Genomic DNA, 23,417 nt, shown 5'->3' with positions numbered 1-23,417 from the left:
CTATGGCGGCGTTGGCGATAGGCCCTCTCCGTGTGAGCAATCGTCTGATTGCCCCGACCCGAACGCGCCGCCTCCTGAACTTGAGCCTAAGCCTTCTTAGGCCGCACCCCGGCGCCGCCGCCGGACAACCCTAGCGAAACAGCAGATAGACGCCATATGCAAGAGCTCTGAATGAAATGCGCGATCGCTTGATTGAATATGGCGTCTCCCGCAAGACACGGATTTAGCAAGCTTCGCCCCCGCAAGGGCGCGCATGACGATTTCAGCCCCGGCAGCGACACGGCGCCGAGCCTATGGCTCGCTACAGGGCCAATCTTCAGGCCTCGTCAAGCCAGAAGGCAACTCGGTCCGGGCGTCTCCGCAAGCCATGTTGAGCTGCCACTGGGACAGACCCGCCGAATTGGAAAGATCGAGGCCCTCGATACGGGTCTGAAAGAAAAAAGCGCGGTCAAAGTCTATCGGCGCGGTGAACGTCGCTCCTCGGAAGTCCGCCCGCGCGAGATTGGCAAACGAAAAGCGGCTGCCGCTGATATTGGCGTCATGGAACTGCGCTCGCCCCAATTCCGCCTTTGTGAAATCAACATTGGTCAGATTGGCGTCCTGGAAATTCGAGCGCTGCACTTCCGCGCTCGTAAACACAGCGCCCTGCGCGTCCATACGGCTGAAGTCGGTCCTGTAGGCCTCGATTTTGTCGAACCGGGCGCCTTTGGCGGTCGAGTCGGCCAGGGAAGCACGCACAAGCGTTGCCTTCTCAAAATTCGCCGCAAGGAGATTGCTGTTCCTGAGGTCGGTCGACGTGAAATCAACACCGAACAGGTTCGCCCCGCTCAGGTCCTCTCCTGTTAGGATGAGAAGCTTTTTGTCACAGTCCTGCCAATTGACGCCAGGCGTCGCGGCTGCGTCGCAATTTTGAGCGGCAGTGGCGTTCTGCCAAGCAAATACAATGCAAACCGCTAGAACCAAGCCGGATGCGCCGTAAGCTCTGGTTCGTCTCAAAGTCATTGTTGCTGGACCTCTGCTACTCGCCGACAATCAACCTTACCATATCTGCTGACACTCGAAAGCGACGGCATTTTGCCCGCTAATCCCGCTAGTCCCCACCGCCAAATGAAAAGCCCGCCACCGTTGAGGCAGCGGGCTAAAATGGTGGGCGTCGGACCTATTGAATGCAAGCCCGGCGGGTAGCGCTCAGGGTCGTAGTGCGACGGCGAGACGAGCATGAAATCGTCTTGAGTGCGCACAGGGATCATTCCGAAGTTGTTGCGGTAAGCGTGGAGGAACGGCAGAACGATCATGTCGTTGCTCGGCTTGATCGCACGTGGTACGGCGCCTGGATCGAGCAGGGTCATATGCCGCTCCTCGCAAGCACTTCCTGAGATTCCAGATCGTCGGGCCACATGACGGTTTCGCCGTAGTCTCCCGGGCAGTACCCTTCCAAGTCGCCGCCGTCCTCGTCGTCGCAGTGGTCGAGCTCCAGATCATCGAGGCAGCCGAGCGACGGCTCGTCGTCTGCTGTCTCCTCCAGGTCGCAATCGACTTCCATGAGATCGAGCGCGGTGATCAGCGACATGGCGCGAAAGTCGTTGAGGCGCTTCTCGACCGACTGGCGCCATTGGCGGGGATCCATACCCTTCGGCATGCCGAGAGGCTGCAGGATGGGCTTGTGCGCGTTCATGACAAGCCCCTATCGTGGTTTTCATAGTAGATGCCGAGGCCAGTTGAGGCCGGCCAGACGTGTGCCTTCCACAAGGCACGTGGATGGTCAGAGTGGCTGATGTCGGTCAACCAGTCATCCATTGCCTCGGCAAGTTCCCGAGCGAGGCGGTTGACCCGCTGGACCGGCAATTCGCGCGGCAGGACGGGCGACGCCGACGCCGCTGAAGCAATGGCCGGAACGGAGGCGATTGCTCCAACAAATAGGGCGCGACGGGAGAGTCTCCCGAGGATTGGGCTTTCAGGCTGGTCAGAAAAGCGGTGCATAATCCGGTCTCCTTCGGTTGCATTTTCCTTGGGAAACGCATTGGGAAGGAGGCAAAGGACGTCGACAAATACCCTACAAAATCAGCCTGTTATGCGAGAAATCTGGCGGAGAGAGCGGGATTCGAACCCGCGTTACGGTCTCCCGTAAACACACTTTCCAGGCGTGCGCCTTCAACCACTCGGCCACCTCTCCGTCCATGCATGTCGCGCCGGCCGGTTTCGCCGCGCGGGTTGGGGAGATGCACCTCCCTTGGGACTATGGCGTGGAACTCCGCGCCGGCGCCGCCAACCAGCGAACGCCTCTCCCCTGCACCTGAGCCGTCGAAGCAACAGGCGCGGGGCTCATCTAGTCGATCCGGCGCCGAATGCCAAGCCATAACGGCAGTCTATTCGCTTTGCCGGCCACACAGCGTTTCGCGAGCCTGCCGGCGCCCCCGTTTTGAGGCGCCGCCACCCGAATGATGTGCACAGGCAAGGCCGCAAGGCTGGCGGCGCTTGACTTCGCCCGGGGTCGCCTGTCTCGTGGTGGAAAGACTTTGCGGGGGCATCGTCCGGACATGACATCGAGCAATGGACAGACGCCAGCGAGGCGACCGGACAGCGGCCTGTCCTTCGTGCCGCCGGGATGGCTCGTCTTCGTCATGGCATGGTCGGTCTACGGCCTGATCTCCGGCTGGCGACTGGTCGGCGACTACGGCCTGCCGGACAGGGTCTTCTATCTCGTCCATAGCGGGCTCGCCGTCGACATCATCACCATCCTGTGGGGGCTTTATCTGCTCGGCCTCGCCTTCGGCCGCTCCGCCCGCTTCCCGCGTCATTTCACCATCTGGCAGATCGCCACCATCATCTGGCTGCTGGCGAGGCAGGCCTATGTGCTGACGATTTCCGATTTCGTCTTCTCAGGCCAGGCGCTTGTGGTCACAGCTGCCGAGATCGCCATCGGGGTTCTCTGCATTTATCTGCTGCGCCGCGGTTCCGAAGCCGGGACCGTCTACGCCAATCCTGAAACCGAAAGCCCGCCTGTCTTCGTCTCGGTTGTCGCCGCCCTGCTCGGCATCATCCTCGGCGCTGTCATCGGCGCCGTGGGTGGATTCTTCGCCGGCTCGGTGATTGCCGATGCCACCGACATGAGCTGCTTCGAGGGCGCCTGCGGCTATTTTGCCGTGTTCATCGGCATGGCCGGGCTGGTCGTCGGCGCCATCGCTGGTGGCCTTTTCGCCGTCTGGCGCGTCCATCGGCGCAAACGCAAGCCGGCGGCATAGGCCGGACTTCAAATTCGCGTATGGCGATTGCGAACCTGGCACGCGCATTCTATCTCTCGTTTGAAACCGGACGACCCTCGGCAGGAGCTTGAGGACTGGCCGGAAGGAAAAGGTTCCTGAATGTTTCGCTTGCTCTTTCGTCTTGCCTCGATGGTCGCGCTGTCGATTTCCGTCATCATGGCGGTGCTCGACGCGACGCGCACCGTGGCGGCTTCGGCGCTGGTGCTGACCCCGCTCAACGCCAGTTGGCTGGCGGTCTCGCCCGACACGCGGGCCGCCTTCGAAACCTTGGTGCGAACCAAGGCCGGTCCGCTGCTGTGGGACGTCGCCATCGCCTGGGTGCTCAACCAGCCGGGCTTCGCCGTGTTCGCGGTGCTGGCCCTCCTGCTCTATGCGATCGGCTACAGGCGGCAGCGACGCCCTGGACAGTTCGCCGCCACCTAGAGCAATTCCAGGAAAAGTGTGAAACGGTTTTCCGTCCGGAATTGCGTCAAAACAAAGAGATATAGGGGCGGACCCAAAAGCGGGCACCGGTTCTTGGGAAAACCCGATGCTCGAACGATAGACCACTTCTTGTGTCCCACCATCGGAGACCGCGCATGTTCTTTCTCAGCGACATGCTGAACAAGAAGCTCAATCTGCCGAAGCCGTCCGAGGCGTTGCCGGGCCGCGCCCGGGCGATCCCGACGACTTCCAGGCATCAGGTCCTGAAAAAGCCTCTCAAGGGTCCCTATCCCGAGGGCTTTGAGTGGGCGCTGTTCGGGCTCGGCTGTTTCTGGGGCGCGGAGCGGTTGTTCTGGCAGCTCGAAGGCGTCTGGGTCACTGCGGTCGGCTATGCCGGCGGCATCACGCCCAATCCGACCCATCAGGAAACCTGCACCGGCCTTACCGGCCATGCCGAAGTGGTTCTGGTCGTCTACGACCCCAAAATCGTCTCCTATGCCGCGCTTCTGAAGCTGTTCTGGGAAAGCCACGACCCGACGCAAGGCATGCGCCAGGGCAAGGATGTCGGCACCACCTACCGCTCCGCGATCTACACATTCGGGGATGCGCAATTACGGGCCGCGAGCGCCTCGCGCGATGCCTACGAAACTGCTTTGCGCGCGGCCGGCCATAGCAGAATCACCACAGAGATCGCGCCGGCGCCTGAATTCTACTTCGCCGAAGGCGACCACCAGCAATATCTCGCGAAGAACCCCCACGGCACTTGCAACCTCAAGGGCACCGGCATCTCTTGGATCCCGGCTGCCATCTCCGCCTGACGCCCTTGGCGCAAGGATCGAGCCGCAGTGCGGCTTGCCCGCGCCATGCTTTTCCAAAAGGTCAAAATTCCGCGTGAATTTTGTTTCGGGCCGTGCCAGATTGCCGCCGAGCGGGAGGGGAATACACTCCTGGCTGATGTCGTATGCCTGCCGAAGAACCGGGCCGGCATGCGGCGCGTAACGGAAAAAATAACCGACAGGGTGTGGATCACATGAAACGTATCGTTCTCGGCCTCCTGGCCGCAACCGCAATGGTTCTTCCGGCTTTCGCCGCGGATGTCCAGCCGGCCATCCTCTATGATCTCGGCGGCAAGTTCGACAAATCCTTCAACGAGGCTGCCTTTCATGGCGCCGAGAAATTCAAGACCGAGACCGGCGTCGCCTATGTCGAGTTCGAAGTGTCCAACGCCTCGCAGCGCGAGCAGGCGCTGCGCCGCTTCGCCGAGGACGGCCGCAACCCCATCGTCATGGCCGGCTTTGCCTGGGAGGATGCGCTGAAGAAGGTCGCGGCCGAATATCCTGACCTCAACTTCGCCATCATCGACGATGCCGTCGATCTGCCCAATGTCCGCTCGCTGGTATTCAAGGAGAATGAGGGCTCTTACCTCGTCGGCATCATGGCGGCGATGGCTTCGAAGTCTAAGAAGGTCTCCTTCATCGGCGGCATGGACATTCCGCTGATCCGCAAGTTCGAATGCGGCTATGTCGGCGGCGCCAAGTCGGCAGGCGCGACGGACGTCATCCAGAACATGACCGGCGACACGCCGGCTGCCTGGAACGACCCGGCCAAGGGCGGCGAGATCGCCAAGACGCAGATCGACCAGGGCTCCGATGTGGTCTACGCCGCGGCTGGAGGCACCGGCGTCGGCGTGCTCCAGGCTGCGGCGGATGCCGGCAAACTCGGCATCGGCGTCGATTCCAACCAGAACGGCCTGCAGCCCGGCAAGGTGCTGACCTCGATGCTCAAGCGCGTCGACGTTGCCGTCTACACCGCCTTCCTGGACGGCAAGAACGGCACCTTCAAGGGTGGCGTCGAGAATCTCGGCCTCAAGGAAGGCGGCGTCGACTACGCCATGGACGACAACAACAAGGCGCTGGTGACCGACGAGATGAAGGCGGCGGTCGAAAAGGCCAAAGCCGACATCATCGCCGGCAAGCTCGAAGTGCACGACTACACCGCCGACAACGCCTGCCCGTATTGATCGGCACGGACGTACAGCCATTATCTGCAAACCGCCGGGCGCAAGCCCGGCGGTTTTGCGTTGGCTATAGCTTGCCCGCCAGATAACCCAGCGCGAAGACCACGATCAGCCCGACGGCAACGGCAAATCCGCGACGGCCGCCAAGCGCGTGCAGGCCGAAGCCGTGCGGCGCCTGCGACAGGCTTCGGATCACCGTCGGTGATTTGGCATCGCTGCCGCCCAGACCGAAGGTGCGCATCTGCGGCAGGTCGGCAATGCGCTGCGTGATCTCCGTCCAACGCTCTTCGCCATCAGCCGGTTTGGCGCGGTCGAAGAGGTGCATGCGTTCAGCAAGTTGCACGACCGCATCGCGGAAGGCAGCGTCGATCTCCAGGTCGCGCTCGGCCCGTTCGCGTTCCGCATCGTTCATCAGGCCGAGCACATAGTCGCCGGCCCGCGCGACGCGATCGCTTTCACTGGCCATGACTTCCCCCTCCCCTTCTTCCTCACCAGTGCGGCGGCTTGGTTATGGGCACGTCCGGCGCCGCCTGCTCCTCCAGCGCCAGGAAGCGGTCCGTCAGCGCATCGAGCTTGCGCTGCATGCGCTCGATCACCTTCCACTGCTCGGCGATCTGGCCGGATAGTTCTTCGATCGTCTTCTCCTGTTCGGCGGCGCGGATCTCCAGCGTCGTCAGCCGGTCGGCGGGCATGATCATTCAAAGTCCCCAGTCTGGCAGCATAATGCCTCGCAGCGCAGTGCATGGCGACGCCTTGCGCCGCGATGTCAATTTCACCTTTGCCATAGTAGCGAATGTGAAGGCCCCGGCCACGTTGGAAATTGACAAGCACACCGGGATTTGTCGAGAGTGACCAATGCTCCGCCAATTGGCACGGGCGGAGTGTCATGCTAGGCGTTTTGACCAAGCGATAAAAAATAAGAGTGGGACAGGCTGCATGGCGCAAGCCGCAATCGAGTTGATTGGTATCAACAAGAGTTTTGGCGCCGTGCGCGCCAACCGCGACATCAATCTGGAGATCGCACGCGGTACCATCCATGGCATTGTCGGCGAGAACGGCGCCGGCAAGTCGACGCTGATGTCGATCCTCTATGGGTTCTACCAGGCCGACAGCGGCGAGATCCACGTCGGCGGCCAGCCGGCCTCGATCAAGACACCCAATGACGCCATCGCGCTCGGCATCGGCATGGTGCATCAGCATTTCATGCTGGTCGACAATTTCTCGGTGCTGGAAAACATCATTCTGGGCGCCGAGAGCGATGCGCTGCTGAAGCGGAGCATCGCCAAGGCGCGCTCTGAACTCGACCGTCTCGAACGCGAATATGGGCTGGAGGTCGATCCCGATGCGATCATCGAGGAACTGCCTGTCGGCCTGCAGCAGCGTGTGGAAATCCTGAAGGCGCTCTATCGCGGCGCCGAGATCCTGATCCTCGACGAGCCAACGGGCGTGCTGACCCCGGCCGAGGCCGACCACCTGTTCCGCATCCTCGGGCAGCTGAAGGAACAGGGCAAGACGGTGGTGCTGATCACCCACAAATTGCGCGAGATCATGGCCATCACCGACACCGTGTCGGTGATGCGCCAGGGCACGATGGTGGCGACGCGCGAGACCAGGAAGACCACCGTCGAGGAACTGGCCGAGCTGATGGTCGGGCGGCGCGTGCTGCTCAGGGTCGAGAAGGGCGAGGCGGATGCTGGCGCCGTCAAGCTCGCGGTCAAGAACCTGACGGTGAAGGATACGCGCGGCGTCACCATGGTCGACGACATCTCCTTCGACATTCGCGCCGGCGAGATCGTCGGCATCGCCGGCGTCGCCGGCAACGGGCAATCCGAGCTGCTTGAGGCGATTTCCGGCATCCGGCACGCCGTTTCCGGCTCGGTCATGCTCGACGGCAAGCCGATCGACCTGACGGGTGCCGCCGATCCGGGCGAATTGCGCGACCGCGGCCTCGCCCATGTGCCGGAGGACCGCCATCACGTCGGGCTGGTGCTGGCCTTCGAGGAGAACGAGAATTCCATCCTCGGCTATCACGACGACCCTCGCTATTTGAAAGGGCCGTTCCTCAACATCGATGCCATCCGCAACGATGCCAAGGACAAGATCGCCAAATACGACATCCGTCCGGCCGACTGCCGGCTGAAGACCGCGAACTTTTCCGGCGGCAACCAGCAGAAGATCGTGCTGGCGCGGGAAATGGAACAGGACCCGGGTGTTCTCATCGTCGGCCAGCCGACACGCGGCGTCGATGTCGGCGCCATCGAATTCATCCACAAGCGCCTGATCGCCATGCGCGACCAGGGCAAGGCGGTGCTGGTGGTCTCGGTCGAGCTGGACGAGATCCGCTCGCTCTCCGACCGCATCCTGGTGATGTTTGCCGGCCGCATCGTTGGCGAGCGCGGCCCGGAAGCGACCGAAGGCGAACTTGGCCTGCTGATGGCCGGTGTCGAGCACCAGGAGGCCGCCCAATGAGCACGCCTTACGCCAAACTGCCGGCCTGGGCCGACTACGGCCTGATCCCGCTGATCAACCTGTTCGTTGCCTTCGTCGTCGCCGGTTTCGTCGTGCTTCTGGTCGGCGAGAACCCGTTGCGCGCCGCGGTCATCCTGGTCGAAGGCGCCTTCGGCAAGGGCACAGGCATTGCCTTCACCCTCTTCTATGCCACGACCTTCATATTCACCGGGCTTTCGGTGGCGGTGGCAGCGCATTGCGGCCTGTTCAACATCGGCACCGAGGGACAGGCCTACATCGCCGGCCTCGGTATCGCCGTCGTCTGTCTTTCCTTCGACAGCGTGCTGCCATGGTGGCTGACATTTCCGCTGGCCATCGTCGCTTCGTCGGTCGTGGGCGCGTTGTGGGCGCTTATCCCCGCTTATCTGCAGGCTAAGCGCGGCTCGCACATCGTCATCACCACCATCATGTTCAACTTCATCGCCGCTTCGATCATGGTTTACCTGCTGGTCGGCCCCTTGAAGCCGGCAGGGTCGCAAGCGCCGCAGACGCGCAACTTCCTTGCCGGCGCGGAACTGCCGAAGCTCAACTGGATCATCGAACTGTTCGGCGCCAAGATCCGCTCGGCACCGCTCAATGTTTGCTTCCTGCTGGCGCTGGTCATGGCCTTCCTGGTCTGGCTGCTGATCTGGCGCACCAAGCTTGGCTACGAGATGCGCACCTACGGCCACAGCCCGAAGGCGGCACGCTATGCCGGTATTTCGGAAACCCGCATCATCATCACCGCCATGATGATCTCCGGCGCGCTGGCCGGCATGATGGCGCTTAACCCCGTGATGGGCGACCAGCACAATGTCGCGATCGACTTTGTCAGTGGCGCCGGTTTCGTCGGCATCGCCGTGGCGCTGATGGGCCGCCTGCACCCGGTCGGCATCGTGCTGGCGGCGATCCTGTTCGGCATGCTCTACCAGGGCGGCGCCGAGCTTGCCTTCGAAATGCCGGCGATCAGCCGCGACATGATCGTCATCATCCAGGGTCTGGTCATCCTGTTCGCCGGTGCGCTCGAGCACATGTTCAGGCCGTACATCCAGGCGCTGTTCGCTTCGTTCAGTCCGCGATCGGTCGGCATGGAAGCGGTCAAGGGGAAGGGTGCCTGAGATGGATGTGTTCAACGCAATCGTCCAGACATTGGACTCGACCATCCGCCTCTCGGTCCCGCTGCTGCTCGCTTGCCTTGCCGGCCTCTATTCGGAGCGCGCCGGCATCTTCGACATCGGCCTCGAAGGCAAGATGCTGGTCGGGGCCTTCGCCGGTGCCGCGGCCGCTTCCGTGTTCCATTCGGCCTTTCTCGGCCTCGGCATGGCCATCCTGATCTCCGTCGCCTTTGCCATGGTCCACGGCTTTGCCTCGATCACCCACCGCGGCAACCAGATCGTCTCTGGCGTGGCGATCAATTTCATCGCCGCCGGATCGACCATCATCCTCGGCCAGGCGTGGTTCCAGCAAGGCGGGCGCACGCCGGCGTTGCAACCGGGCGAGCGCTTCGAGGCCATCACCTGGCCGGGTGCCGACGCCATCCACGACGTGCCGATCATCGGACCGATCTATGCCGAGCTTCTGTCGGGCCACTCGATCCTGGTCTATCTCGCTTTCCTGATGGTGCCGTTCACCTGGTGGGTGCTGTTTCGCACCCGCTTCGGCCTCAGGCTGCGCGCCGTCGGCGAGAACCCGGCCGCCGTCGACACCGCCGGTATCTCGGTCGCCTGGCTGCGCTACCGGGCGCTGATCTGCACCGGCGTGCTGACCGGCATCGCCGGTGCCTATCTGTCGATGGTGCAGAATGGCGGCTTCGTGAAGGACATGACCGCCGGCAAGGGCTACATCGCGCTGGCCGCGCTCATCTTCGCCAAGTGGAAGCCGGTCAACGCCATGTTCGCCTGCCTCTTGTTCGGCTTCCTCGATGCGGCGGCGATCCGCCTGCAAGGCTCGCCGCTGCCCATCATCGGCAAGGTGCCGGTGCAGTTCATGCAGGCGCTGCCCTATATCCTCACCGTCATCCTGCTCGCCGGCTTCATCGGCAAGGCGATCCCGCCGCGCGCCGGCGGCGTGCCTTACGTCAAGGAACGCTGAGGTCGAAGCGCTGACCGGCGTAGGCGCCGGGTTTTGGACACGATCGTCGGAGAGAACGAACCAATGTCGCATGATCTGTTCGAAGCGGCCAAAGCTGCCATGGCCAAGGCCTATGCGCCCTATTCGAAGTTCCCGGTCGGCGCCGCCTTGCGCACCGAGGACGGGCGCGTCTTTGCCGGCGCCAACATCGAAATTGCCTCCTATCCGGAAGGCTGGTGCGCCGAGACCACCGCGCTCGGCCACTACATCATGGGTGGCGGCGGCAAGATCGTGGAAATCGCCGTCCTTGCCGAACGCATGGCGAAATGCTCGCCTTGCGGCGGCTGCCGGCAGCGGCTGGCCGAATTTTGCCGGCCGGAAACAAAACTCTATCTCTGCGACAATGCCGGCGTGGCCGAGACCGTGACCATGGGCGACATGCTGCCCTACGGTTTCCGCGGCGACATTTTGAAATGAAGACCTGGTTGAACGAAGAACTGGCTGCAATGAAGAGTTGGCTGCGATGAAGGAAAAGGCGCTCGACCATCTCGTCGAAAGGCTCGACGGCCTGGCGCCGTCGACCGCACTGGTGCTGGGTTCAGGCCTGGGCGGGCTGGTCGACCAGATCGAGGATCCGATCCGCATTTCCTACGCCGACCTGCCGGGCTTTCCCAGAAGTGGCGTCACCGGCCATGCTGGCCAAGTGGTGGCGGGCCTGTTCGCCGGCGTGCCGGTGCTGATGCTGTCCGGCCGCGCCCATTACTACGAGCACGGCAACGCGGCCGCGATGCGGCCGGCGCTGGAAGTGCTTGCCGGTATCGGCATCACCAAGCTGATCCTCACCAATGCCGCCGGTTCGGTCGATCCCGACATGCCGCCGGGCTCGGTCATGCTCATATCGGACCACATCAATTTCTCGGGCACCAATCCGCTGATCGGCGAGCCCAGCGACAGCCGCTTCGTCGGCCTGACCGAGGCCTATGACGCCGGCATCCGCAAGGCGATCGAACGGGCGGCGAAGGCGACCGGCACAGCACTTCACAAGGGCGTCTACATGTGGTTCTCGGGCCCATGCTTCGAAACGCCCGCCGAAATCCGCATGGCGCGCATCATGGGCGCCAATGCGGTCGGCATGTCGACCGTGCCGGAGGTCATTCTTGCCCGCTTCCTCGGACTTCGGGTCGCCGCCTGCTCGGTCATCACCAATTTGGCGGCCGGCATGACCGGGGCCGAGCTTTCGCACCAGGAGACCAAGGACATGGCGCCGGTCGGCGGCGCGCGGCTGGCAACGATCCTGCAGCGCGTGTTCCGCGACGGACTGCTGGAGAGCTGATGCTTCCCCAGGAAATCATCCGACGCAAGCGCGATGGCCTGAAGCTGTCGGCGCAGGAGATCGCCGGCTTCGTCGGGGGCATCACCGAAGGGGCCGTTTCGGACGGCCAGGTCGGCGCCTTCGCCATGGCGGTGTTCTTCAACGGCATGAGCCGCGACGAGGCGGTGGCGCTGACGCTGGCGATGCGCGAATCCGGTGACGTGCTCGACTGGTCGGACCTGCCCGGCCCGGTGACCGACAAACATTCGACAGGCGGCGTCGGCGACAATGTCTCGCTGATGCTGGCGCCAATCGTCGCCGCCTGCGGCGCTTATGTGCCGATGATCTCCGGCCGTGGCCTTGGCCATACCGGCGGCACGCTGGACAAGATGGATGCGATCCCTGGCTATACCAGCGAGCCCGATATCGCGCTGTTTCGCAAGGCCGTGCTTGAAACCGGCTGCGCCATCATCGGCCAGACCGCGGACCTCGCGCCGGCAGATCGACGGCTCTACGCGATCCGGGATGTCACCGGCACGGTCGAATCGGTGCCGCTGATCACCGCTTCGATCCTGTCGAAGAAGCTGGCGGCCGGGCTGCAGTCGCTGGTGCTCGACGTCAAGGTCGGCAACGGTGCCTTCATGGAAAAGTCGCGGGACGCGACCGCGCTTGCCAACAGCCTTGTCGAGATCGCCAATGGCGCCGGCCTGAAGGCCTCGGCGTTGATCACCGGCATGAACGAGCCGCTGGCCTCGGCCGCCGGCAACGCGGTCGAGGTGCGCAACGCCGTCGACTTCCTGACAGGCCGTCTTCGTGATCGTCGGCTGGAGGACGTGACGCTGGCGCTCGCCGCCGAGATGCTGCAATCGGCGGGACTGGTGTCGTCGAACCAGGATGGCATGCGGCGCGCCACTGAGACGCTTGCCAGCGGCCGCGCTGCCGCCACTTTTGCGCGCATGGTCGCCGCGCTCGGCGGTCCCGCCGATTTCATCGAGAAACCGGAAAAATACTTGGCTGTGGCGGCGACCGAGTTTGCCGTCAAGGCGACCGAAGACGGCTTCGTCACCGGCATAACGACCCGCGACATCGGGCTCGCCGTGGTTGGCCTGGGAGGCGGACGCACGCGGCCGGACGACAAGGTCGATCACGCGGTCGGCATCACCAGGCTGCTGCCGGTCGGCGCGGAGGTTCGGGCTGGCGAGCCGCTGGCGCTGATCCATGCCCGCTCGTTGGCCGATGCCGAGGCGGCCGCCGCCGCCGTGATTTCGGCCTATGCGATTGGTGCTTCGAAGCCGGCCGCCGACAAGTCGGTCATCCGGCGGATTCTTCCACGCGGCTGATTGCGAATTCTTCCGCGCGGCAGATTATTGAACGAGCAGCAGCGTCCCATTCTCGGCCTGGAATTTGCCAAGCCGATTGAGGAAGCTCATGCCGATCAGATTGGTCTGCAGTGCCTTGTCGTCGAGCACGATGGTCTGGACGTCATTGACCGTGATGCTGCCGATCTGCAGGCGGTCGATCATTGCCACCGCAGCCTTGATCGAGCCGTTGGCGGTGCTGACCTCGTGGCTGAAGTCGGAAGGGTTCAGCGACAGGCCAATCCTGCGTGCCGTCGAGGTGTTGATGGCAACCAGCGTGGCGCCGGTGTCGATCATGCCGTCGACCTGACGTCCGTTGAGCTTGAAGGCCGACGAGAAATGTCCGCGCTCGTCAGCCGTAACGATGACCTTTCGGCCAAGCAGCAGCGGTGTGACCGGCTTGTCGGGCACCGCTGCCAGATTGACGTCCGGCTGGGCTTCGACCGCGGCCTTGCCCGTCATCGGCGATCTCAGCAGGTTCTCGATGATTTGCGGATTCGACTGATACACGATCGGTATCGATGCCGATGTGCCGGCGAAAACGCCAAGGATGAGAAGTTTGCGCAGCATGGATCGGCCTTCGTGACGGCCGATCCATAAGCCCGGATGGTGATTGCCGCTTTAACGCACGCCAAAACCACGCCTTTGCGTAAACATTTGGTAAATCGTACCAGGCAACTTTGCCTGGTACTACTTGGTCCCGTACATGCGGTCGCCGGCATCACCGAGCCCAGGCATGATGTAGCCCTTTTCGTTCAGCTGGCGGTCGATCGAAGCGGTGAAGACGGGAACATCCGGATGCGCCTTGGTGAAGCGCTCGATGCCTTCGGGCGCCGCCAGCAGGCAAAGGAAGCGGATGTTGGTGGCGCCGCGCCCTTTCAGCTTGTCGATCGCCGCGATCGCCGAATTGGCGGTGGCCAGCATCGGATCGACGACGATCACCAGCCGGTCGGCGAGGTCGCTCGGCGCCTTGAAGAAGTATTCCACCGCTTCCAGCGTCTCATGGTCGCGGTAGAGGCCGATATGGGCGACGCGGGCCGCCGGCACCAGGTCTAGCAGGCCTTCGAGCAAGCCGTTGCCGGCGCGCAGCACCGAGGCAAAAACCAGCTTCTTGCCCTCCAGCGTCGGCGCCTCCATCGTCTCGATCGGCGTTTCGATCGTCGTCGTCGTCAGTTCGAGGTTGCGGGTGACCTCATAGCCGAGCAACAGCGAAATCTCGCGCAGCAGCCGCCGGAAGCCGGCCGTCGAGGTCTCCTTCTTGCGCATGATGGTCAGCTTGTGCTGGACAAGCGGATGGTCGACGACGGTGACGCCCTGCATGGTGTTCTCCTGATGCCTGCGCCCGAATGTGCGCGCATGGTCCCTTTCGGACGCGCCGCGCTTCAAGCTGCTTGAGTGAACCCTAGCGGCAATACGCCGGCCAAGGAACCGTTTGGCCAGCACCGACCACAGCTTTGTCGGAAGAAATCAGCGAGAGGCGCCGTTGAGGCGGGCAAGAAGCGCGGTCTTGGTCTTTCGGTCGACGAAAGCGGCCTCGATGGCCGTTCTGGTGACGGCGGTCAGCGCTTTTTCGGTCATCGAGAAATGCTCGGCGGCGGTATCGTATTCGCGCTTCAGCGAGGTCCAGAAATAGGGTGGATCGTCGGAATTGAGCGTCACCTTGCAGCCGGCCGCCTGCAGGGCCGGAAAGGGATGGTCGGCAAAACTGTCGAACACCTTGAGCGCGATGTTGGAGCCGGGGCAGCACTCCAGCACGATGCCCTCATCGGCAATGCGCCGGACAAGGTCCGGGTTTTCGATGGCGCGCACGCCATGGCCGATGCGGGAGGGACGGATGTGATCGAGCGCCGCCTTGACGGTCTCCCAGCCTGTCAGTTCGCCGGCATGGATGGTAATGCCGAGCCCGGCCTCGCGTGCGATCTCGAAGGCCCTGACATAGTCCTCCATGTCGCCGATGCGCTCGTCGCCGGCGACGCCGAAGCCGGTGACCAGCGGGTGCCCGCAGCGCGCCGCGAAGCGTGCCGCCTGCTCGATCGACTCGACGCCGACATGGCGTACGCCGGTGACGATCATGCGGCCCTCGATGCCGGTCTTGGCCTTGGCGCGGGCCATGCCTTCGCCAAGCGCGTCGGTGTAGGCCTTGGGCGACAGCCCGGCCTTCGTGGCGTGGTCGGGCGAAGTGAACACCTCGGAATAGATAGCGCCGTCGCGGGCGAGGCTGGTCAGATAATGGTCGGCCAGCCGCGCATAATCCTCCTCCGTCCGGAACAGATCGGCGGAAAAATCGTAGGCCGCGAGGAAGGATGTGAAATCATGCCAGACGAATGAACCGTTCTGGATATAGGGCGAGGTATCCTTGCCGTATTTCTGCGCCTGGCGGATGACGAGTTCAGGCGCCGCTGCCCCTTCAATGTGGCAGTGCAATTCCGCTTTCAAAGGCATTCAATCATCCCGTCGGTCAGTCCAAGTCTTGAAAATCCAACACCTGGAAGCGCGGCTGAACACCGCGCCTTAAACAATAGCGCCCGCACCATCGATCGGCTATGGTCCCGCCGGTTTTATGACGGATCAAAAAAATGTCAGTTGAGAGAACCACGGCCGCGGGCGGCATGGAAACCTCCTATGGTTTCAAGCGTGTAGGGGCTGGCGACAAGCAGTCCCTGGTCAACGATGTTTTCCACAAGGTTGCCAACCGATACGACCTGATGAACGATCTGATGTCGGTCGGCCTGCACCGGCTGTGGAAGGATGCCATGGTCACCTGGCTCCATCCTCCCAAAAGAATGGGCTGGCGCGTGCTCGACGTTGCCGGTGGCACCGGTGACATCGCCTTCCGGATCGTCGATGCGAGCCACGGCAATGCCCATGCCACCGTGCTCGACATCAATGGCTCGATGCTCGACGTCGGCCGCGATCGAGCCGAGAAGAAAGGCCTGTCCGGCAACACCGACTTCGTCGAGGCCAATGCCGAGGAACTGCCCTTCCCCGACGCCACATTCGATGCCTACACCATCGCTTTCGGCATTCGCAACGTGCCGCGCATCGATGTCGCGCTCAGTGAAGCGTTCCGCGTGCTGAAGCCGGGCGGTCGGTTCCTCTGCCTCGAATTTTCCGAAGTCGAGATGCCGTTGCTCGACAAGGCCTATGAAGCCTGGTCGTTCAACGCTATTCCGAAGATCGGCAAGATGGTCACCGGCGACGGCGAGCCCTATTCCTATCTGGTCGAATCGATCGCCAGGTTTCCCAACCAGCAGAATTTCGCGACGATGATCTCCCGCGCCGGCTTCGATCGCGTCTCCTTCCGCAACTATTCCGGTGGCATCGCGGCACTTCATTCGGGCTGGAAGCTTTGAGGCTGGACCGCATTTCTCACAGTCGACGTGCGCCATGCCGGTTCGAAGAACCGGTAGGACGGGCACGGCCATGAGCACCGTCAGCGCTGGGTTTCGGCTCGTACGGGCGGGCTGGGTGCTGGTGCGCGAAGGCGTCGTCGCCGCCTTGCCGGGCGAGGAGTTGTCCGGCCTGCCGAAGTTCGGCTGGCGGCTGGCGCGGCTGTTCACGCGCCGCCGCGCACTGGCCTACGAGCGCAGCGACCGGCTGGCCAAGGCGGTCGTCCGGCTCGGACCGTCCTATGTCAAGCTAGGCCAGTTCCTGGCGACACGGCCCGACGTCGTCGGCAACGACATGGCGCTCGATCTCGCCATGTTGCAGGACAAGATGCACACCTTCCCGAGAGCCGAGGCGATCGCGGCTATCGAGGCTTCGCTCGGGCGCAAGGTCGCCGATCTCTACGCGCAATTCGGCGACCCGGTCGCAGCCGCTTCCATCGCCCAGGTCCACGCTGCCGAAACCGTCCATGACGGCTCTGCAACCAAGGTCGCTGTAAAGGTCATCCGGCCGGGCGTGCGCCGCCACTTCTTCCAGGATCTCGAAAGTTATTTCCTCGCCGCCCACCTGCAGGAGAAGTACATCCCGTCGTCGCGCCGGCTACGGCCGGTCGAGGTCACCGAGACGTTGGCGCAGACCACCAGGATCGAGATGGACCTCCGGCTCGAGGCGGCAGCCCTTTCGGAACTCGGCGAAAACACCAAGGATGATCCGGGCTTTCGCGTGCCATCCGTCGACTGGGAGCGCACCGGTCGCGACGTGCTGACCATGGAGTGGGTCGACGGCGTCAAGATGAACGACATTGCCGGTCTTGCCGCTGCCGGCCATGACCTGAAGACAATCGCCGCCAACCTCATCCAGTCGTTCCTGCGCCACACGCTGCGCGATGGCTTCTTCCACGCCGACATGCATCCGGGCAATCTGTTTGTCGAAGCAAACGGCACCATCGTCGCCGTCGATCTCGGCATTGCCGGCAGGCTCGGCAAGAAGGAGCGCCGCTTCCTCGCCGAAATCCTCTACGGCTTCATCACCCGCGACTACCTGCGTGTCGCCGAAGTGCATTTCGAAGCCGGCTACGTGCCGCGCCAGCATAATGTCGCCGCCTTTGCGCAAGCGATCCGGGCGATCGGCGAACCGATCCACGGCCAGCCGGCAGAGACCATTTCGATGGCCAAGCTTTTGACCCTGCTGTTCGAAGTGACCGAACTCTTCGACATGGCGACGCGGCCGGAACTGATCCTGCTGCAGAAGACCATGGTGGTGGTCGAGGGCGTGGCGCGCACGCTCGACCCGGCCTTCAACATGTGGAAGACGGCCGAGCCGGTGGTCAGTGGCTGGATCGCCGGCAATCTTGGCCCGCGTGGCATGATGGTCGATGCGCGCGATGGCGCCAAGGCGCTGCTGACGCTGGCCCGCCAGGCGCCCGAGCTTGCAGCGCGCACAGATCGCCTGTCGCGTGAGATCGACCTGATGGCCGAGCACGGCCTGCGCTTCGACGAGACCACCGCCCGCGCCATCGGCAAGGCCGAGGCGCGCTACAGCCGCTCCGGCCGCCTGGCGCTATGGGTGATCGCGCTGACGCTGGTCTATATCGCCTGGAAGATCATATAGCGCCCAGCAACATCAGGGTTTAGCGCCGCAACTTGCAGCGATCTGATTGCATTGCTATCATTGCATTCAGAAACTGCGGCAGAGTGCAATCATATGGCCAGCATTACGATCCGCAACCTGGACGATGAGGTCAAGGAACTGCTGCGCCGATTGGCGGCGGAGAACGACCGCTCCATGGAGGAGCAAGCGCGGGTGATGATCCGGGCCGCCGTTGACGGGCAGATCGGTTCTGCGGGCCGCATCGACCAAATCGAGAAAACCCTCCGCCAGCTGACCAGTTCGCAGGGCGTAGCGACTCCCGCTGCCGCACCGGCAGGCAAGGTCTTGCCGCGCGGCCTCTCCGGCAAGCGCGTCCTGCTCATCATCGGCGGCGGCATCGCCGCCTACAAGGCGCTCGATCTCATTCGCCGGTTGCGCGAGCGAGGTGCCGCGGTGCGGGTGGTCATGACATCAGCCGCTCAGGAATTCGTCACCACGCTATCGGTGGGCGCGCTCTCCGCCGATCATGTCTTCACCGAACTGTTCGACCGCAATGACGAGCACGATGTCGGCCATATCAGGCTGTCACGCGAGGCTGACCTTCTGGTGGTGGCGCCCGCCACCGCCGACCTAATGGCCAAGCTTGCCAACGGCCATGCCAACGATCTTGCCTCGACGGTGCTGATCGCCACCGACAAGCCCGTGTTGATGGCGCCAGCCATGAACCCAAGAATGTGGGCGCATCCGGCGACACGCCGCAACCGCGCGACGTTGCAGAAGGATGGCGTCGCTTTTGTCGGTCCGGCCAGGGGCGAGATGGCCGAAAGCAATGAGGCGGGCGAAGGCCGCATGGCCGAGCCGCTGGAGATTGTGGCCGCCATCGAGGCGCTGCTTGATGTCAGTCCCAAGCCGCTGTCGGGACGCAGGATCATCGTCACCTCCGGCCCGACGCATGAGCCGATCGACCCGGTGCGCTATATCGCCAACCGTTCGTCCGGCAAGCAGGGCCACGCCATTGCGGCGGCACTGGCCAGGCTCGGCGCCGATGTCCGCCTCGTCTCCGGTCCGGTCAACATCGCCGATCCCGCCGGGGTTAAGACCATCCATGTCGAACGGGCGCAAGAGATGCGCGATGCGGTGGAGCAGCTTCTGCCAGCGGACGCCGCGGTGTTCGTCGCCGCCGTTGCCGACTGGCGCAGCGAGAACTCGGCCGGTGAGAAGATCAAGAAGGTCCCCGGCGAAGGACCGCCGGTGCTGCGCATGGTCGAGAATCCCGACATTCTCGCCGGGGTTGGCCATCACAGCCAGCGACCCGGCCTTGTGGTCGGCTTCGCCGCCGAGACACAGGATCTCTTGCGCAACGCGGAAGCCAAGCTTCGCAAGAAGGGCGCCGATTTCATCGTGGCCAACGACGTGTCGCACGAAAGCGGCATCGGTCCTTCGGGCGTGATGGGCGGTGATCGCAATCGGGTGCGGATCGTGTCCAGGGCCGGCGTCGAGGATTGGCCAGAGATGAGTAAGGACGAGGTGGCGGCACGGCTCGCGGCCCTGATCGCCGAACGGCTGAAGACGACCGTCGTTTGACCAGCGGCGCTGGAACGACGGTGTACTTCAGGTCATTTGGCTCTGCATGACCCTGCGATCAATTGGACAAAAGTTCGGCGGTTCGGGCAAGGGCGCCGGCAAAACCGTTGAGCGGAATGGAAAAGGTCACCGCTTGTCCGGTGTCTGCCGCGAAGGCATCGATCTTGAGGGTGGTGCCCGACTTCAACAGCGGCGTGAGGGTCGCATCGAACGCCACCGGCACCAGGCAGCCGACGACCTGGCAGGTGTTGAATGGCAGGCTGCCATCCAGTTTCTGGTCGTCGATGCTCAGGCTGACGCCCTTGGCCAGCGCCAGGCCGAACGGCAGGGCGAGCGTACCGGCGGCATCCTCGCCGGTCTTGCTCGACAGTTCGATCGCCAGCAGGCGCTGGTTGTTTTGCTTGTTGAATTGCTGATGCGACAGGCTGCAGGTCTTGGTCGCGCCGGAAATCTGGCAATTGACCGTCCAGTCGCCATGAGTCTCGGACAGCGCCGACGCGCCACCGGGCAGTTGCGGCGCATCGGCGGCCGGCGCCGCCGCGGTCTTGGTTTGCGCCGCCACGGCCGGCACACCGACGACGCAGGCTACACCCAGCATTGCCACGAAATACGCGTACTTCCTCATCAAGACTCCTCCCGCCCGGCTCCGCCTGGGGCCAGCTGGATGCTGACCTTGAGAGACGCGCCGATCGCGTTCTGTTTAAACCGTTTCGCCGGAGGCGCCGTCATAGCTGACGGCCGGCGCCCATTGACGCCACTCAGTTCACGACGGGCGCCGACCGATAGAGCGGCGAATCGACGACCTCCGTCAAGTGCAATGCGAGGTTGTCAGGCAGATTCTCTGCCGCCGTGAGGTGGCCCTCGCCGGTCGACAACCCGATATTGTTTTCGATCAGCCCCAAGATATGGCACAGCCGCACAGACGCCCTATATTAAGGCCATGAGTTCTTCACGCGGGAAAGAGCGGATGTCGGCGTTTCGACCATCGATGGTTTTCACATCGGCAATGCTGGCGACGGCAGTGCTGGCCGGCGCTTGCCTGCCGGCTTCCGCGCAAGCCGTCAATTCCCTCAACGGCAACAACGCGCTGATCCGGCAGAACGACCTGCAAATCCTGCAGAACCGGGTGCAGCGGCAGCTCTACCAGCAGCAACAGCAGCAGTATCGTGCCCAGGACCGCCAGATCGTCCAGCAACCGCAGCCGGTGGTGCCACAATACACGCCAAGCTGCACGACGCAGATAATCGGCGTCACCGCCTTGAGCAATTGCCGCTGACAAGCCGGCGTTTTTCATTTATTAGCCGACTTATGTATTCGGAGTGTCTCTCGGCACACGCGAAAGTTTTGGTTTTGCAACGATGCCTTGTCGCGCTATGCGGCATTGCATCGACTGGATTCACGAATGATAGCCACCAAGAAGAAGGCCGTACGCAAGGCAAAGAAGGGCGAGAGCATCCGTCAGGTGGCGGCGATTCCGTTTCGGCTGAACGCGCGTGGCGATGTCGAGGTGATGCTGGTCACATCGCGAACCACAAGACGCTTCATCGTCCCCAAGGGCTGGCCGATGAAGGGCAAGAGCGGACGCAAGGCGGCCACCATCGAAGCGCGAGAGGAAGCCGGCGTGCTCGGCAAGACGCTGAAGGAGCCGGCGGGCACCTACTCCTACTGGAAACGGCTGGCCAACCGCTTCGTCCGGGTCGACGTCATCGTCTATCTGCTGGAGGTCACCGAGGAACTGGCCGACTGGCAGGAAGCCAAACGGCGGCAGCGGGCCTGGCTGCCGGCCGCAGATGCGGCCACGCTCATCGATGAGCCGGACCTTTCGACCCTGGTGGCGAACTTGATGATTGCCAAGCCCGAGCCACTCGACCTCGCCTGAGGCTGGACTTCACTCGCTCGTGTCGCCCGCTTCGGGAAAGGGACGCACCGGCGCGCCGGTATAGGCCCACAACCATTCGCGCGGCAGCGGCCCTTTGTTTCGCTCGACTTGCTGCGACTGTTCCCAGGCATGCGCCAGGATGCCGACCGAGCGCGACAGCACGAAAAGCCCGCGCGTCAGCGGCGGCGGAAAGCCGAGTTCGCCATAGATGACGGCGGTGGCGCCATCGATGTTGAGCGGTATCTTTTTCCCTTTGCGCCGGGCGACGTCCGCCTCGATCGCCTCGGCGATGTCGGCGAAGCGTCCATTGACGACACCACGCGCGGCAAACGCGCGGGTCAGTTCCAGCAGGCGCGGCGCGCGCGGGTCGACCGGATGGAAACGGTGGCCGAGCCCTGGCACATAACCCTTCTCCTCGGCGAAGAACCGGTCGAGACGCGTCGAGACGGCTTGATTCAGCGTCATGCCACCGTCGAGCGCGACAGCGATGTCACCGTAGAAGGTCAACGCCTGTTCGCCGGCACCGCCATGCACGTCGCCGAGCACGTTGATGGCCGAGGCCATGGCGCTGTTGATGCCGACGCCGCAGGTTGCAGCCATGCGCGCAATCGCGATCGACGGCGCTTGCGGCCCATGGTCGACGGCGGCGCCCAGCGCAATGCCGAGCAGCGCCGCCTGGTCCTCGCTGGGCAACTCGCCACGCAACATCAGCCAGATCATCGCCGGGAAGCTGACGCGGCCGATCAGATCCTGGATCTCATAGCCGCGAAGCCGGATGACACCGGGCCGCATCTCGATGATATCGGTCTGCCACCATTCCTCGCCGCGCTCACGGCCGGTCTTCTTCTCGGTGCTCATGCCCGTGCCTTTGCCTTGGCGCGCGGCGGCAGATCGGCGAAAACCTCGTCCATATGCTCGCCCAGCGCCGGTGGCGGCTTCGTCGGCAGGGGTGCCGCGCCATCGACCATGAAGCCGCCGCGCAGAACCGTCAGCGGCCTGTCCATGCCCGGCACGCCCTCGAAATTCGCGGTCACCTGGCGTTCTAGCACTTGCGGCTCGGCCAGCACTTGCGGGATCGTCAGCACCCTGCCCGCGGGCACGCCGGCGCGATTGAGCGTCTCTTCCCAGACTGCCGCCGCGGCGCCCGCCAAGGCGTCCTCGATCTCGACCTTGAGCGCCGCACGGTTGCGCTTGCGCGTCTCGCGCTCGGCAAAGCGCGGATCCACCGCCAGCTCCGGCCGCCCGATCAGCCGGCACAGCGCCACGAACTGCTCCTGCTTGTTGGCGGCGATGTTGAGCAGTCCGTCGCCGGTGCGAAAGGCGCCGGACGGCGCCGCTGTCATGTTCTCATTGCCCATCGGCTGCGGATCGACCGCTGCCGTCAGGTAGTTGGAGACCGGCCAGCCGAGCGCCGAGAGCGTGCATTCGAGCATCGAGACGTCGAGAAAGGCGCCCTCGCCGTTCGTCTTCTGTCGCACCAGCGCCGAGGCGATTGCGAACGCCCCGACCAGCCCCCCAAGCGTGTCGGCGACGGGATAGCCGACCCGCAGCGGCGCCGTCTCCGGCGTGCCGGTGATGCTCATGATCCCCGACAGGCCCTGGATGATCTGGTCATAGGCGGGATTGTCACGCATCGGCCCGGTCTGGCCAAAACCGGATATCGCGCAATAGACAAGGCCGGGGCGGACCGCCTTGAGCGCCTCGTAGCCAAGGCCGAGCCGATCCATCACGCCGGGGCGGAAGTTCTCCACCAACGCATCGGCGCTCGCGACCAGATCGAGGAAGCGTTCGCGATCGGCCGGCTTCTTGAGGTCGAGCACCACCGATCGTTTGCCGGCGTTCTGCGCCAGGAACGAGGCGCCCATGCCGGCGCTGTTGAGCGTTGGCGATCCGCCGAGCTGGCGTGCCAGGTCGCCGCCTTGCGGGACCTCGACCTTGATCACGTCGGCCCCGAGCAGCGCCAGCTGATAGGCACAATAGGGCCCGGCCAGGACGTTGGTCAGGTCGAGGACGCGGATACCGGAAAGCAATTCGGTCATGACAGCTC

27 protein-coding genes and 1 tRNA gene are annotated in these 23,417 nt (G+C 63.6%); 15 read left to right on the top strand and 13 right to left on the bottom strand.

The genetic code is table 11. The features are described from left to right. Positions 1-291: 291 nt before the first annotated feature. The 5 genes from AC1D08_RS19195 to AC1D08_RS19175 form a co-directional block, all read right to left on the bottom strand. Positions 292-1,002: a pentapeptide repeat-containing protein gene (locus AC1D08_RS19195; protein WP_095084655.1), complete on the bottom strand. Its 711-nt coding sequence runs from the start codon at positions 1,000-1,002 to the stop codon at positions 292-294. Next, positions 999-1,349, bottom strand: coding sequence for a hypothetical protein (locus AC1D08_RS19190; protein WP_477227953.1), 351 nt, complete (start codon positions 1,347-1,349; stop codon positions 999-1,001). Before AC1D08_RS19190 ends, AC1D08_RS19195 begins: the two co-directional genes overlap by 4 nt. Continuing rightward, a complete protein-coding gene (locus AC1D08_RS19185; protein ID WP_477423755.1) occupies positions 1,346-1,675 on the bottom strand; it encodes a hypothetical protein in 330 nt (109 codons plus the stop codon). The genes AC1D08_RS19190 and AC1D08_RS19185 overlap by 4 nt, the downstream gene beginning before the upstream one ends. Next, positions 1,672-1,980, bottom strand: coding sequence for a hypothetical protein (locus tag AC1D08_RS19180; RefSeq protein ID WP_457154669.1), 309 nt, complete (start codon positions 1,978-1,980; stop codon positions 1,672-1,674). The genes AC1D08_RS19185 and AC1D08_RS19180 overlap by 4 nt, the downstream gene beginning before the upstream one ends. A gap of 103 nt (positions 1,981-2,083) precedes the next feature. After that, positions 2,084-2,173: transfer RNA gene (locus AC1D08_RS19175), tRNA-Ser, on the bottom strand. Between the two features lie 364 nt (positions 2,174-2,537). Between AC1D08_RS19175 and AC1D08_RS19170 the strand changes: the two genes are divergently transcribed. The 4 genes from AC1D08_RS19170 to AC1D08_RS19155 all read left to right on the top strand — a co-directional run bounded on the left by AC1D08_RS19170 (position 2,538) and on the right by AC1D08_RS19155 (position 5,706). Beyond that, entirely contained in the window at positions 2,538-3,242 is a 705-nt protein-coding gene (locus AC1D08_RS19170) for a hypothetical protein (protein ID WP_457154670.1), read from the top strand. A 120-nt stretch (positions 3,243-3,362) separates the two neighbouring features. Further along, entirely contained in the window at positions 3,363-3,686 is a 324-nt protein-coding gene (locus tag AC1D08_RS19165) for a hypothetical protein (protein WP_457154671.1), read from the top strand. A gap of 155 nt (positions 3,687-3,841) precedes the next feature. Next, positions 3,842-4,504, top strand: coding sequence for a peptide-methionine (S)-S-oxide reductase MsrA (gene msrA, locus AC1D08_RS19160; protein WP_457154672.1), 663 nt, complete (start codon positions 3,842-3,844; stop codon positions 4,502-4,504). A gap of 212 nt (positions 4,505-4,716) precedes the next feature. Next, the gene (locus AC1D08_RS19155; RefSeq protein WP_095084992.1) at positions 4,717-5,706 is read left to right on the top strand and encodes a BMP family lipoprotein; all 990 of its coding nucleotides are present in this window, start codon (positions 4,717-4,719) and stop codon (positions 5,704-5,706) included. A 64-nt stretch (positions 5,707-5,770) separates the two neighbouring features. Here AC1D08_RS19155 and AC1D08_RS19150 read toward each other — a convergent pair whose 3' ends face one another. Together AC1D08_RS19150 and AC1D08_RS19145 are read right to left on the bottom strand one after the other, a co-directional pair. Continuing rightward, positions 5,771-6,169: a hypothetical protein gene (locus tag AC1D08_RS19150; protein ID WP_095084673.1), complete on the bottom strand. Its 399-nt coding sequence runs from the start codon at positions 6,167-6,169 to the stop codon at positions 5,771-5,773. 22 nt (positions 6,170-6,191) lie between these two features. After that, complete coding sequence (locus tag AC1D08_RS19145) at positions 6,192-6,398, bottom strand: SlyX family protein (protein ID WP_184877134.1); 207 nt, start codon at positions 6,396-6,398, stop codon at positions 6,192-6,194. Positions 6,399-6,639: 241 nt separating this feature from the next. On the opposite strand from AC1D08_RS19145, the gene AC1D08_RS19140 reads away from it, so the two are divergent. The 6 genes from AC1D08_RS19140 (at position 6,640) to deoA (ending at position 12,912) form a co-directional block, all read left to right on the top strand. Then, positions 6,640-8,172: an ABC transporter ATP-binding protein gene (locus tag AC1D08_RS19140; protein WP_477227934.1), complete on the top strand. Its 1,533-nt coding sequence runs from the start codon at positions 6,640-6,642 to the stop codon at positions 8,170-8,172. Then, complete coding sequence (locus tag AC1D08_RS19135) at positions 8,169-9,308, top strand: ABC transporter permease (protein WP_095084676.1); 1,140 nt, start codon at positions 8,169-8,171, stop codon at positions 9,306-9,308. Before AC1D08_RS19140 ends, AC1D08_RS19135 begins: the two co-directional genes overlap by 4 nt. A 1-nt stretch (position 9,309) precedes the next feature. Beyond that, on the top strand, positions 9,310-10,281 hold the full coding sequence (locus AC1D08_RS19130) for an ABC transporter permease (RefSeq protein ID WP_095084677.1): 972 nt from the start codon (positions 9,310-9,312) through the stop codon (positions 10,279-10,281). Positions 10,282-10,344: 63 nt separating this feature from the next. Further along, positions 10,345-10,737, top strand: coding sequence for a cytidine deaminase (cdd, locus tag AC1D08_RS19125; RefSeq protein WP_184876837.1), 393 nt, complete (start codon positions 10,345-10,347; stop codon positions 10,735-10,737). A gap of 46 nt (positions 10,738-10,783) precedes the next feature. Next, positions 10,784-11,593, top strand: a complete 810-nt coding sequence (locus AC1D08_RS19120; RefSeq protein WP_184876839.1) for a purine-nucleoside phosphorylase — start codon at positions 10,784-10,786, stop codon at positions 11,591-11,593. Beyond that, the gene (gene deoA, locus AC1D08_RS19115; protein ID WP_477423754.1) at positions 11,593-12,912 is read left to right on the top strand and encodes a thymidine phosphorylase; all 1,320 of its coding nucleotides are present in this window, start codon (positions 11,593-11,595) and stop codon (positions 12,910-12,912) included. Before AC1D08_RS19120 ends, deoA begins: the two co-directional genes overlap by 1 nt. Before the next feature lie 24 nt (positions 12,913-12,936). Here deoA and AC1D08_RS19110 read toward each other — a convergent pair whose 3' ends face one another. From AC1D08_RS19110 to AC1D08_RS19100, 3 genes are all read right to left on the bottom strand, one after another. Further along, positions 12,937-13,500 carry a TIGR02281 family clan AA aspartic protease gene (locus tag AC1D08_RS19110; RefSeq protein WP_457150930.1) on the bottom strand — a complete coding sequence of 188 codons (564 nt, stop codon included), beginning with the start codon at positions 13,498-13,500 and terminating at the stop codon, positions 12,937-12,939. A 120-nt stretch (positions 13,501-13,620) separates the two neighbouring features. Beyond that, positions 13,621-14,250, bottom strand: coding sequence for a uracil phosphoribosyltransferase (gene upp / locus AC1D08_RS19105; RefSeq protein ID WP_095084682.1), 630 nt, complete (start codon positions 14,248-14,250; stop codon positions 13,621-13,623). Between the two features lie 147 nt (positions 14,251-14,397). Further along, positions 14,398-15,372 carry an adenosine deaminase gene (locus tag AC1D08_RS19100; protein WP_457150931.1) on the bottom strand — a complete coding sequence of 325 codons (975 nt, stop codon included), beginning with the start codon at positions 15,370-15,372 and terminating at the stop codon, positions 14,398-14,400. Between the two features lie 134 nt (positions 15,373-15,506). Here AC1D08_RS19100 and ubiE point away from each other — a divergent pair, with 134 nt between their 5' ends. The 3 genes from ubiE (at position 15,507) to coaBC (ending at position 19,491) form a co-directional block, all read left to right on the top strand. After that, positions 15,507-16,283 (top strand): bifunctional demethylmenaquinone methyltransferase/2-methoxy-6-polyprenyl-1,4-benzoquinol methylase UbiE, encoded by a 777-nt coding sequence (ubiE, locus tag AC1D08_RS19095; RefSeq protein WP_457150932.1) that lies wholly within the window; start codon positions 15,507-15,509, stop codon positions 16,281-16,283. Positions 16,284-16,353: 70 nt separating this feature from the next. Further along, the gene (ubiB, locus tag AC1D08_RS19090) at positions 16,354-17,928 is read left to right on the top strand and encodes a 2-polyprenylphenol 6-hydroxylase (RefSeq protein WP_457150933.1); all 1,575 of its coding nucleotides are present in this window, start codon (positions 16,354-16,356) and stop codon (positions 17,926-17,928) included. A 93-nt stretch (positions 17,929-18,021) separates the two neighbouring features. After that, positions 18,022-19,491, top strand: a complete 1,470-nt coding sequence (coaBC, locus tag AC1D08_RS19085; RefSeq protein WP_457150934.1) for a bifunctional phosphopantothenoylcysteine decarboxylase/phosphopantothenate--cysteine ligase CoaBC — start codon at positions 18,022-18,024, stop codon at positions 19,489-19,491. 58 nt (positions 19,492-19,549) lie between these two features. Here coaBC and AC1D08_RS19080 read toward each other — a convergent pair whose 3' ends face one another. Further along, on the bottom strand, positions 19,550-20,116 hold the full coding sequence (locus AC1D08_RS19080; RefSeq protein WP_457150935.1) for an invasion associated locus B family protein: 567 nt from the start codon (positions 20,114-20,116) through the stop codon (positions 19,550-19,552). A 342-nt stretch (positions 20,117-20,458) separates the two neighbouring features. Between AC1D08_RS19080 and AC1D08_RS19075 the strand changes: the two genes are divergently transcribed. Then, a complete protein-coding gene (locus AC1D08_RS19075) occupies positions 20,459-20,767 on the top strand; it encodes a hypothetical protein (protein ID WP_457150936.1) in 309 nt (102 codons plus the stop codon). 126 nt (positions 20,768-20,893) lie between these two features. Then, positions 20,894-21,370: an NUDIX hydrolase gene (locus AC1D08_RS19070; RefSeq protein WP_457150937.1), complete on the top strand. Its 477-nt coding sequence runs from the start codon at positions 20,894-20,896 to the stop codon at positions 21,368-21,370. A gap of 9 nt (positions 21,371-21,379) precedes the next feature. Here AC1D08_RS19070 and AC1D08_RS19065 read toward each other — a convergent pair whose 3' ends face one another. Both AC1D08_RS19065 and AC1D08_RS19060 read right to left on the bottom strand, forming a co-directional pair. Further along, entirely contained in the window at positions 21,380-22,228 is an 849-nt protein-coding gene (locus AC1D08_RS19065; protein ID WP_457150938.1) for a citryl-CoA lyase, read from the bottom strand. Further along, a complete protein-coding gene (locus AC1D08_RS19060) occupies positions 22,225-23,409 on the bottom strand; it encodes a CaiB/BaiF CoA transferase family protein (protein WP_457150939.1) in 1,185 nt (394 codons plus the stop codon). Before AC1D08_RS19060 ends, AC1D08_RS19065 begins: the two co-directional genes overlap by 4 nt. Positions 23,410-23,417 lie beyond the last annotated feature (8 nt).

It is taken from the genome of Mesorhizobium sp. P2_E6, assembly GCF_056403835.1.
Note: the sequence above shows the minus strand (reverse complement) of the source record. Positions and strands in the feature narration are given on the sequence as shown.